Raw genomic sequence first — 9,254 nt, 5'->3', positions numbered from 1 at the left:
ATGACTTTCGCAAGAGATCTACGATATTACGATATTACGATATTACGATATTACGATATTACGATATTACGATATTACGATATTACGATATTACGATATTTGGATTTCAATCATTTCAAGATCGGCCAGTTAAGTTGCTATTGAAAGTTTATTTCACCTGTCTCTATCACGGTCTTCATTTGATATGGTTTAGGGTTAGATATGGGAGCCACCTTTTGATTTTTATTTTAATGACGTATTCATGCTAAGCCTGTTTTTCGCAGGAACTCACCGCTAGTTTGTAAGATAAATTTTTAATTCACCCATCAGGGATGAGCGGGCAATTATTTTCCTGTTCGGTACTGACTTTCATGCCGCAGACTGTTAGGATTTGATCACCTTTTCGCTTGTTTTTTCCCTATGGAACTGCTTGATTTTATCCTCCACGTTGATGATCACCTGCTCGAATTCATTACCAATTACGGCATCTGGATTTATGGCATTCTTTTCCTGATTATTTTTGTTGAAACGGGACTGGTGGTGATGCCGTTCCTGCCGGGAGACAGTTTGCTATTTGCTTCAGGTGCGCTGGCGGCTTCAACGGGTGCTATGGATCCATGGGTACTGATTCCACTACTGTTCACTGCGGCAGTGCTGGGCGACACCTTGAATTATCATATTGGTAAATACATTGGGCCACGTGTATTTGAGATTGAATCACGTTTTATTAATAAAAAGCATCTGCTTGCTACCCAGCAGTTCTTTGTGAAACACGGTGGTAAAACCATTATTTTTGCCCGTTTCATTCCTTTCGCACGTACCTTTGCACCTTTTGTTGCCGGTGCGGGAAGTATGAATTACAAATATTTCCTGACTTACAATATGATCGGTGGCTTTCTCTGGATCAGTTCGTTTGTGATCCTGGGTTATCTATTCGGCAATATGCCAATCGTCAAAGATAATTTCACTCATCTGATTTTTGGCATCATTATTTTAAGTGTTATGCCAGGTGTGATTGGCTTTATTCAGCAGAAACTCAAGAAAAATAAAATTGCCTAGAAGCCTAGCGCTGTTGAGTGAACATTTACTCCAGCCAATTAATCAGCAAGGGCACCAGACAAAGCAGTAAAAACAGAGCCGACCCTTTATAAATCAGGTCGGCTTTTCTTTTTGCCGACTCTCCCGCCAGAATCGCCTGTCCGAAGATCATCCAGAACAACGCAACAAGTAAGGCAATCCCAGTAAAAATTGCAAAGATCAGAACAAAGTTACTCGGACTTTCCCAAGTAGACAGCGGTAAGATTCCGGTTGCCAGAAGCGCTGCTTTGGGATTTTTCAAGGTTCCCTTAAACATCTGCCAGGGACGGATTTGAGGATGACTCTGATTATATTGTTCCAGTTGCCGAGCCTTGAATAAATGGAAGGTCATCCAGCCCACACCGATTGCACTCAGCACATGCACCAGTTCCTGAAAACTCGGCCAGATTGGTGAAAACAGATGAACCAGCAGAGCCCACCCATTGATCGCATATAAATACCCTACCAGAATGACGGGAATATACAGACTGGTTTTGGCTGTTCCCTGCTGATAGGCAGAACTGGCCACCAATGCATTGGCAGGTCCAGGGATCATCAGCACTGCTATTGTTGCAAAAACAAAGAGCCAGTTTTCAATCATGGTGGTTAAACATATCAGACAAGGTGATTACCTTAACCAATCTCGTGTTCTGATCACAAGACGAGATCTTTCAAAATTTTATGCGCATCGGTCATTTTTTCTGGCAAATACTGTGAACTCTGTCACTTGACCAATCACTTTTAAGATAGAAAAAATGCCGACCTAAAGTCAGCATTTTTTTGATGTTTAGAGGGCTATTTATTGGTGTTTTGACGGACAACAATTGGGCAAGCTTTAAATTTTGCAGCTTGTACAATAGCTTCCTGTTCACCCAGTAGACGTGCCGTTTCAGTGCGTTTGGTATTGGAAGACTGCCCCATATTCACTGATACACTCGGACCAATGCCCCAGCCGCCGCGGCTGCCCCAGCCACCACCGACGCCTACCCCTACGCCGACACCTGTACGTTTAGGCGGCTCAACACCATTATCAAGATACTGCTGAATACGGTTGTATTCACCCTGAAGCTGCTGACAGTTGAGGGTCTGATAATGGGTCGGTGAAACATAGGTCGGTTTGACCGTCGTTGCACAGGCACTCAGCAAGCTAAGTATGCTGATCGCCAGGCTTATTTTCACAAGTTTCATAGTTAACTCGATGTTAATGCTGCTCTATCTCATTGAACAATGATTGATAGGCCTGAGTCAATTTATGATCAGTTGCCAAGTGAATTAATGGCTGATTTTTTTGATGCGACTCTTTCATCAGCACCGAGGGCGGCAACATGCTGTTCAGCACCGGAAGACCTTCATCTATCAGTTGCTGTACCACTTCGCGTGGCAGTTTTGCCTGAGCCTGAAACTGGTTGACCACGATGCCTTCAATTTCCAGACGTTCATTATGATCATCCTGAGTTTCGATGACATTCTCAATCAAGGTTTGTAAGGCCCGTTTAGAAAACACATCACAGTCAAATGGAATCAGAACACGGTCTGCAGCAATCAGTGCTGAAAGCGTAAAGAAATTAAATGCCGGCGGAGTATCGATAAATACCCGGTCATAATGCTCAGCAAGTGGTTGCAAGGCATCGCGCAGCTTATAAATCTTATGTTTGGATTCCAGTGCATGGGCCAGCGTGCCCAAACTCGGACTCGCCGGAATGACATCCAGATTTTTAAAAGGTGATTGATGCAGATAACTTTCCAGCCCTTTAGCCCGGGTCTTGAGAATGGAGCCAATCGCATTACCAATTAAACTTTTGCTCTGCTGGTTCCCCAATACATCTTCAAAATAGTTTTCAATATTCGGCTCCAACGCCGGCTTGTCACTCGAATAGGTTGCATCATCTCCTAGTAAATACTGGCTGGAGTTTGCCTGCGGATCAAGATCGATCAACAGGGTTTTAAGCCCCTGATGCGCACTTATTGCAGCCAGATTGACTGCAATACTCGATTTCCCTACCCCACCTTTCTGATTAAATACCACACGAGTATGCATAAACACCCCTCTTTATTTTTCTAATGATCAGTATGTTTTACTTCATTGACTGATGAATAATTTAGCCAAAATTCGGCTTGATCATGACCAATACCATAATCGCAATAAGTGAAACCACAGCAATAAATAAGCCAGCACGGCGTTGTACCAACAGGATTGAATCATCTTTTTTATAGGCTTTGCCCAGGGATGAAATTAGCACCAGGAATAAAATGATTTTGGCATAAAACCAAGGCTGTACATCAAAATTCTTTAAAAACAGGGCAATAATCCCAGTTAAGGCAATCACGCTAATGACCAGGTGCTGCAAAGCGACCAGAAATACACGTGCTTTTGGATTCGGCTGATTGCCCTGTGTATCCACAAACAGGGTAATAGCACGTGCAAGAATGGCCACAATGGCCAGTCCTGCCGCAGACATATGAATAATTTTGACTAAAAGCTGGGTATCCATAAAGTCCTCTTAGTTTTTCGGTGCATGTGCACATTCCGGACTAGACGTGTCCTGTCCTGTCCACTCTTCAGGCAAGAAAGCATGAATTGCCAAGGCATGAATTTTATCTTTAGACAGCAAATCACCTGCCGCAGCATAGACCTTTTGATGGCGTTGCACCGCACGTAAACCGGCAAAAGCTTCACTGACAATCACCGCCTTAAAATGCGATTCCTTACCCGGAAAATATCCACCATGACCCGAAGATTCATTCACGACTTCCAGATAGATAGGTGACAATTGTGCCAAACGGTCTTTCAGTTGTTGTTCTAAGCTCATGGCCTGACTCCGATTCAAGATATGGGTCCAGTATACCCTGTTCTATCCGCTATTTCGGTGCAAGAAATGTCTGCAATTATTTGATTGTGCCGAGATTTCATTAAATTTTGCATAAATTTTGTCTAATTGTCTGGAAGCACAGAGAATATTGCTTTTATTTTATGCAATCGACACAAGATTTTTCATAAAGTTATTGACCCTGTTTTTGCATGCTGTATTATACACGGCATGCGGGAATAGCTCAGTTGGTAGAGCACAACCTTGCCAAGGTTGGGGTCGCGAGTTCGAGTCTCGTTTCCCGCTCCAAATTCTTTTTTGTTCATTTTTTAAAGTAAAAAATTGATCGACCCTGCGGGAATAGCTCAGTTGGTAGAGCACAACCTTGCCAAGGTTGGGGTCGCGAGTTCGAGTCTCGTTTCCCGCTCCAAATTCAAAAAGCCCTGATCGAAAGATTAGGGCTTTTTTCATGTTGATTTTATTATGTTTTTTGAAAACCCTCTTTTCTTTTTTATTCGATTCAATAAAAAATATTCTTAATGTAATTTGTATTTTGTGACCAAGATGTGACCATGGCGTGCCCACGACAATAAAAATGGTCTCAATTGACCTTAAATATCCTCAATCGATCACCACTTTCAGAGCTTTTTTGAAGGCAAAAAATTATCCTATTCTTCCAAACAAGGTGTTTTTTACCAAATGATCAAGAATTTGTGACCATTTCACTTTTTGATGTGACCAATTGTGACCAAACTAACTATTATCATTTTGATTATTATCAATTTTCTTGAAAATCAACAAATCGCCCACTTCTACATCTAATGCAATACAAATTTTATCAATTGTCTCAAAATCAATCCGTACAGATTCATCATTATAAAGTTTATGTAAAGTAGATTTATTAATTCCAGTACTTCTCACCAAATCAGCAACCTTAAGTTTCCTTTCTGCTAATAAAACTGCCAAGTTTGAAATAATCATAAAATTTCCTATTTAAATCGTAAAAAGTACTTGCAACAACATAAAAATATGATAATTTATGTCTTAGGAATAATTTTTCCTAGTTACCTAGTAAAAAATATGAGGCTCTATTATGTCATATACCTATCTCACAGCCCAGCAACTGGCTGAAAAAATCCAGTACGACGCTCGTACCATTCGCAACCAGCTGAAGGACAGTGTCTTTATTGAAGGTGTTCACTACATCCGTCCTTTTGGTGGTCGCAAAATTCTTTTTGTTTGGGAACGTATTGAAACTGAAATGCTTAAATTCACTGGTTTAAGCATGGATGCCTTGCAATAAAGCTTAGGAGGTTTAACTGATGGCTACCATCCGGCAACGAAGTGGCAAACTGATTGCCGACTTTCGCTACATGGGCATTCGTTGCAGAGAAACAACCAATCTTGAAGACAATGCCTATAACCGTCGCATTTTGAAAAAACGTCTCGAGCAGCTTGAGGCAGAAATCACACTGGGAACTTTTGAATACGAAAAGTACTTTCCAAAAAGTAAACGTGTCGATGAATTTAAGGAAAAAAGAAGTCAGCAAATCGCTGTACAAACCAAGATTCCTCTTTTTAAAGAGTTTACTGAAGTGTGGTTTAAACAGAAACAAATTGAATGGAGAGCTTCCTATCAACAGAAGGTTTCAATTGTCATCAAAAACTATTTGATCCCTGCTTTTGGTAATCAGGTTCTTTCAAAAATCAAGAAGTCAGACTTGCTGAACTTCCGTGCCTCTCTCGCCAAAGTGACACACGGAAAAGATCAGACAAGCCTGAAAGCATCGAGGATCAATCAAATCATGACGCCTTTACGTATGATACTAAATGATGCGGCTGAACAATACGAGTTTGAATCGCCTTATAAAAATATTAACAATCTGAAGGAAAGCAAGATTGAAGTCACACCTTTTTCTCTGGAAGAGGTTCATAAAATTCTTAACACGGTGCGTGAAGACTTCCGCCCCTATTACACCATTCGCTTTTTTACGGGTATGCGTACCAGTGAAATCGATGGTCTGCAATGGAAAAATGTGGACTTGCAACGCCGAGAAATCCACATTCGCGAAGCCTTGGTGAATGGGGAGCTGGGTGGAACCAAAACCTATGGTTCTGACCGCACGATCCAGATGAATGACCGCGTTTATCAAGCCTTTCTGCAACAGAAAAGCTTAAATAATGGTAAATCAGAGTTTGTATTCTGTAATCGTGACGGTGGACCTCTCGATTATCGTCTTGTGAATAAACGTGTCTGGCATCCGATCTTGCGCTTTCTAGGATTAAAGCCTAGAAGAGCCTATCAAACACGTCATACCGCAGCAACGCTCTGGCTGTCGGCAGGAGAAAATCCGGAATGGATCGCACGTCAATTGGGACATTCAACCACTGAAATGCTATTCCGAGTCTATAGCCGTTACATCCCCAATGTTACGCGTCGCGATGGTAGTGCATTTGAAGCCATGCTGGAAAAATTAAATACAGAGGAGCTTGCACATGAATAGCAAAGCTTTTTTTGGTGGTGTGGTCGTAAGTCCTGAAGCGGATACGGTCGCTCGTGAATTAATCCATGAGCTACACATTCCTAAACTTCATAATCTGGCGTTTTTGCTGGAGATCAACAAATGCTTCGATGATCACCAGGCATTGAGACTGTGGCTACAGCGACTGCTAGATGATGGGCAAGCCCATTACGATGACCTAGCCCAACAGGCTCGCCTCCGGTTAATGAGCTTAGTTCCCTGATCAAATAAATATACAAGGTCATCTGATTGATGACCTTAGCCCTCTATACCTATAAAAAAGGTGAACCCATGCATAAAGATATTTCAATTTGGATGCCACTCTATATTGGCGACTTACAGGCGAAATTTGCACGAATGACAGCAGAACAAATTGGTGCAGCACTGCTGTTAATGATGGATTTCTGGAAAAATGGTGCTATTCCTCATGACCTAGCTACAGTATGTAGCATCACAAAATTATCGCAAAATAGTAAGGCTAAAACTTTGTTGAATACACTGTTGGCCCTGGAATTATTTGAAATCGAATCTGAGCAGATTCATTCAAGTTTTTTAACCAGTTTAAAAAGCCAGGCATTGCAAAATCAGCAAATGAAATCTGATAAAGCTAAAAATGCAGCTCAAGCACGCTGGGGGAAATCCGCAAGTAATGCTAAAGCATCAAGCAAGCAACGCAAAGTGAATACTCAAGCAACTCTTGAGAATAGCCCGAGTATTACTCAAGTCATGCTTGAACCATGCCCTTCATCTTCATCTTCATCTTCATCTTCATCTTCATCTTCATCTTCATCTTCAAATTTTGAAGAAAAAAATGAGAATTTTTTAGAAAATTCAAAATGGATTTAGGAGAACAATCATGAATACCATGCTTAAAATGCTCCAGTTTCGCGCAGAAACAACAGAAGCACTCTGCCCTACCCATCATATACCCCTGATGGAAATCGCCGGTCACAAGCTTTGCAAATTGTGTGCAAAAGAAATGGTCCATCGCTCACATGCAGCCTATGCAGATGAGCTGCAACAACGTTTGCTGCAACAGAAAATCAAAAACTCAGGGCTCAATAAACGCTACCTGGATCGTGGCTTCAAGAATTATGTAGTGGCATGTCCTGCACAAGACAATGCCATCAAACTATGTCAGGCTTTTGCACAGCAGATTATTTCTGACCATTATCCAAACCTGCTGCTCATTGGTACACCGGGTACAGGAAAGACTCATCTGAGTGCGTCAATCATTCGCAATATTCTGCATAACAGTACAAAATCTGCACGCTACTATACCAGTTCAGAAATTGCTCAAAAAATGATGGACACCTGGTCAGATGCTTCACGCTCTGAAAAAGAAGTTATCGAGCATTTCTCCAGTTTTGATTTATTGGTGATTGATGAATATGGCTTGCATGACCGGCATGAAAAACGCCTGGAGATGGTACATAAGGTTTTGTATAGTCGTTATGACAACATGAAATCTACCCTTCTGATTTCCAATTTCACAGTCCAAAATATGCAGCGAGATTTAGGTATCCGATTATGGTCACGATTACATGAAAACAATTTGATTGTAGTACCGTGTTATTGGGATGATCAGCGGATAACCAAATAATACGACTCTTTACTTAAGCCAATTATCTCGCTGAAATAATTGGCTTTTATAATTAGATTTTTCAAAATTGCATTAATTGCATATTCTTATTAAATGGACAGATATTCTTATTTGAAGCTGAACACCCGTTCTTATTTTACTTGGACACGTCAGAAAATTAACTCTTAGATAAACTTCTATAAATTGTTAGAGTATCCCTGTACCAGTCTGATGCTTTAATAAAGCTGCCAATTGTGAACCTGATTTCAACTTTTCCATGTAAGGACATCCTAGATCATTTGGTGCCCAATGCGGACAACGCAAATAATACTGATCTAAAAGCCCCACGCCATTCTTTTTCTTTTGTAAAACCATAGGTTCAGCATGAATGGGGGCAACAAACAATATCAATACTTTGTTTTTTATTGGGTAAATCAGATTTCAAATCATCCATACGTTCAATAATACTTTCAGAGGTACTATGATCTTGAAGAATAATATTAAAATTTTGGGCAGAAAGACTAAACTCAGGTGCTGAAGTATCTGTCATTAAAGCTAAATCTTGTCTAGGCAGATTTTCTCGATAATCACACAAACAAACTTGACGATTTGTAAAGTACCAACCGGTACAACCCCAATAAAAATCTTGTGGATTAACATGTACTAAATTACGAGCCCATTGAAGCTTCATTGGTCTTTGACATTTGAGGCAAGTCTTTGCCATCGTATCTGCAAAGGCATTCCATTGCAGAACATGTGTTGTTTCTAGATCAATCTCAGTTTTATTTATATTATCTTCATTTTTCTGGAATTTATCAGCAGCAATAATTTGGCTGTCTGAACCGTACCGGGTTTGTCGGAGACTTTTTTATTTAAGTTAGGCCACCTGACCTAACGGGTTAATCTTATCATAGTACATTGCTTCAAACTCAAAAGGCGATACATAACCCAGTGCACTGTGTACACGCTTTTTATTGAACCAATCTACCCAGTTTAGTGTCGCAAGTTGTACATCTGCTAAACCTTGCCAATCTGCTTTTAGATATTCAATTACCTCTGTTTTGTATAAGCCATTCACCGTTTCAGCCAAAGCATTATCGTATGAATCACCAGTCGTACCGACTGATGCTCGTAAATTTGCTGCTTCTAAACGATTGGTATAGCGAATGGAAAGATATTGCACACCTCTGTCGGAATGATGAATCACATTCTTTGGCATGCCGCGATCATGCAATGCTTGCTCCAATGCATCGAGCACCATATCTGTATTCATCCGTGTAGATACTT

General features: G+C 40.8%; 15 protein-coding genes and 2 tRNA genes. 8 read left to right on the top strand and 9 right to left on the bottom strand.

Going from position 1 to position 9,254, the window contains the following annotated elements; all coding sequences use genetic code 11:
• Positions 1–399 precede the first annotated feature (399 nt).
• Positions 400–1,038: a DedA family protein gene (locus tag G5T77_RS09470; RefSeq protein ID WP_034704672.1), complete on the top strand. Its 639-nt coding sequence runs from the start codon at positions 400–402 to the stop codon at positions 1,036–1,038.
• A gap of 25 nt (positions 1,039–1,063) precedes the next feature.
• On the opposite strand, the gene G5T77_RS09465 is transcribed toward G5T77_RS09470, so the two are convergent.
• From G5T77_RS09465 to G5T77_RS09445, 5 genes are all read right to left on the bottom strand, one after another.
• The gene (locus G5T77_RS09465; RefSeq protein ID WP_166134737.1) at positions 1,064–1,657 is read right to left on the bottom strand and encodes a threonine transporter RhtB; all 594 of its coding nucleotides are present in this window, start codon (positions 1,655–1,657) and stop codon (positions 1,064–1,066) included.
• Positions 1,658–1,851: 194 nt separating this feature from the next.
• A complete protein-coding gene (locus G5T77_RS09460) occupies positions 1,852–2,244 on the bottom strand; it encodes a hypothetical protein (RefSeq protein ID WP_004780647.1) in 393 nt (130 codons plus the stop codon).
• Between the two features lie 13 nt (positions 2,245–2,257).
• Positions 2,258–3,094 carry a ParA family protein gene (locus G5T77_RS09455; protein WP_159124118.1) on the bottom strand — a complete coding sequence of 279 codons (837 nt, stop codon included), beginning with the start codon at positions 3,092–3,094 and terminating at the stop codon, positions 2,258–2,260.
• A gap of 61 nt (positions 3,095–3,155) precedes the next feature.
• Complete coding sequence (locus tag G5T77_RS09450) at positions 3,156–3,548, bottom strand: SirB2 family protein (RefSeq protein WP_159124117.1); 393 nt, start codon at positions 3,546–3,548, stop codon at positions 3,156–3,158.
• Positions 3,549–3,557: 9 nt separating this feature from the next.
• A complete protein-coding gene (locus G5T77_RS09445; RefSeq protein ID WP_166134734.1) occupies positions 3,558–3,866 on the bottom strand; it encodes a BolA family protein in 309 nt (102 codons plus the stop codon).
• A 230-nt stretch (positions 3,867–4,096) separates the two neighbouring features.
• Here G5T77_RS09445 and G5T77_RS09440 point away from each other — a divergent pair.
• Together G5T77_RS09440 and G5T77_RS09435 are read left to right on the top strand one after the other, a co-directional pair.
• A tRNA-Gly gene (locus tag G5T77_RS09440) sits at positions 4,097–4,172 on the top strand.
• A 45-nt stretch (positions 4,173–4,217) separates the two neighbouring features.
• A tRNA-Gly gene (locus G5T77_RS09435) sits at positions 4,218–4,293 on the top strand.
• A gap of 323 nt (positions 4,294–4,616) precedes the next feature.
• Here G5T77_RS09435 and G5T77_RS09430 read toward each other — a convergent pair.
• On the bottom strand, positions 4,617–4,844 hold the full coding sequence (locus G5T77_RS09430) for a helix-turn-helix transcriptional regulator (protein WP_005094613.1): 228 nt from the start codon (positions 4,842–4,844) through the stop codon (positions 4,617–4,619).
• A 112-nt stretch (positions 4,845–4,956) separates the two neighbouring features.
• On the opposite strand from G5T77_RS09430, the gene G5T77_RS09425 reads away from it, so the two are divergent.
• The 5 genes from G5T77_RS09425 to G5T77_RS09405 all read left to right on the top strand — a co-directional run bounded on the left by G5T77_RS09425 (position 4,957) and on the right by G5T77_RS09405 (position 7,988).
• A complete protein-coding gene (locus G5T77_RS09425; protein ID WP_000122748.1) occupies positions 4,957–5,166 on the top strand; it encodes a hypothetical protein in 210 nt (69 codons plus the stop codon).
• Between the two features lie 19 nt (positions 5,167–5,185).
• Positions 5,186–6,367 (top strand): site-specific integrase, encoded by a 1,182-nt coding sequence (locus G5T77_RS09420; protein WP_166134731.1) that lies wholly within the window; start codon positions 5,186–5,188, stop codon positions 6,365–6,367.
• Entirely contained in the window at positions 6,360–6,608 is a 249-nt protein-coding gene (locus tag G5T77_RS09415; protein ID WP_166134728.1) for a hypothetical protein, read from the top strand. The genes G5T77_RS09420 and G5T77_RS09415 overlap by 8 nt, the downstream gene beginning before the upstream one ends.
• Positions 6,609–6,676: 68 nt before the next feature.
• Positions 6,677–7,231 (top strand): DUF1376 domain-containing protein, encoded by a 555-nt coding sequence (locus G5T77_RS09410; protein WP_166134725.1) that lies wholly within the window; start codon positions 6,677–6,679, stop codon positions 7,229–7,231.
• Between the two features lie 10 nt (positions 7,232–7,241).
• A complete protein-coding gene (locus G5T77_RS09405) occupies positions 7,242–7,988 on the top strand; it encodes an ATP-binding protein (protein ID WP_166134722.1) in 747 nt (248 codons plus the stop codon).
• A gap of 186 nt (positions 7,989–8,174) precedes the next feature.
• Here G5T77_RS09405 and G5T77_RS17195 read toward each other — a convergent pair whose 3' ends face one another.
• The 3 genes from G5T77_RS17195 to G5T77_RS09395 all read right to left on the bottom strand — a co-directional run.
• Entirely contained in the window at positions 8,175–8,342 is a 168-nt protein-coding gene (locus G5T77_RS17195; RefSeq protein ID WP_240904183.1) for a hypothetical protein, read from the bottom strand.
• A gap of 4 nt (positions 8,343–8,346) precedes the next feature.
• The gene (locus G5T77_RS17190; protein ID WP_240904182.1) at positions 8,347–8,691 is read right to left on the bottom strand and encodes a hypothetical protein; all 345 of its coding nucleotides are present in this window, start codon (positions 8,689–8,691) and stop codon (positions 8,347–8,349) included.
• 153 nt (positions 8,692–8,844) lie between these two features.
• The coding region (locus G5T77_RS09395) for an integrase core domain-containing protein (protein WP_002057423.1) at positions 8,845–9,254 on the bottom strand (410 nt) is incomplete at its 5' end.

The sequence above is a fragment of the Acinetobacter sp. GFQ9D191M genome (assembly GCF_011174875.1).
Classification (GTDB): Bacteria; Pseudomonadota; Gammaproteobacteria; order Pseudomonadales; family Moraxellaceae; genus Acinetobacter.
Note: the sequence above shows the minus strand (reverse complement) of the source record. Positions and strands in the feature narration are given on the sequence as shown.

What these genes read in the sequence shown, in the direction of transcription:
- G5T77_RS09470 (WP_034704672.1), top strand. Translation starts at nt 400, where the DNA reads ATGGAACTGCTTGATTTTATCCTCCACGTTGATGATCACCTGCTCGAA.
- G5T77_RS09465 (WP_166134737.1), bottom strand. Translation starts at nt 1,657, where the DNA reads ATGATTGAAAACTGGCTCTTTGTTTTTGCAACAATAGCAGTGCTGATG.
- G5T77_RS09460 (WP_004780647.1), bottom strand. Translation starts at nt 2,244, where the DNA reads ATGAAACTTGTGAAAATAAGCCTGGCGATCAGCATACTTAGCTTGCTG.
- G5T77_RS09455 (WP_159124118.1), bottom strand. Translation starts at nt 3,094, where the DNA reads ATGCATACTCGTGTGGTATTTAATCAGAAAGGTGGGGTAGGGAAATCG.
- G5T77_RS09450 (WP_159124117.1), bottom strand. Translation starts at nt 3,548, where the DNA reads ATGGATACCCAGCTTTTAGTCAAAATTATTCATATGTCTGCGGCAGGA.
- G5T77_RS09445 (WP_166134734.1), bottom strand. Translation starts at nt 3,866, where the DNA reads ATGAGCTTAGAACAACAACTGAAAGACCGTTTGGCACAATTGTCACCT.
- G5T77_RS09430 (WP_005094613.1), bottom strand. Translation starts at nt 4,844, where the DNA reads ATGATTATTTCAAACTTGGCAGTTTTATTAGCAGAAAGGAAACTTAAG.
- G5T77_RS09425 (WP_000122748.1), top strand. Translation starts at nt 4,957, where the DNA reads ATGTCATATACCTATCTCACAGCCCAGCAACTGGCTGAAAAAATCCAG.
- G5T77_RS09420 (WP_166134731.1), top strand. Translation starts at nt 5,186, where the DNA reads ATGGCTACCATCCGGCAACGAAGTGGCAAACTGATTGCCGACTTTCGC.
- G5T77_RS09415 (WP_166134728.1), top strand. Translation starts at nt 6,360, where the DNA reads ATGAATAGCAAAGCTTTTTTTGGTGGTGTGGTCGTAAGTCCTGAAGCG.
- G5T77_RS09410 (WP_166134725.1), top strand. Translation starts at nt 6,677, where the DNA reads ATGCATAAAGATATTTCAATTTGGATGCCACTCTATATTGGCGACTTA.
- G5T77_RS09405 (WP_166134722.1), top strand. Translation starts at nt 7,242, where the DNA reads ATGAATACCATGCTTAAAATGCTCCAGTTTCGCGCAGAAACAACAGAA.
- G5T77_RS17195 (WP_240904183.1), bottom strand. Translation starts at nt 8,342, where the DNA reads ATGGTTTTACAAAAGAAAAAGAATGGCGTGGGGCTTTTAGATCAGTAT.
- G5T77_RS17190 (WP_240904182.1), bottom strand. Translation starts at nt 8,691, where the DNA reads ATGGCAAAGACTTGCCTCAAATGTCAAAGACCAATGAAGCTTCAATGG.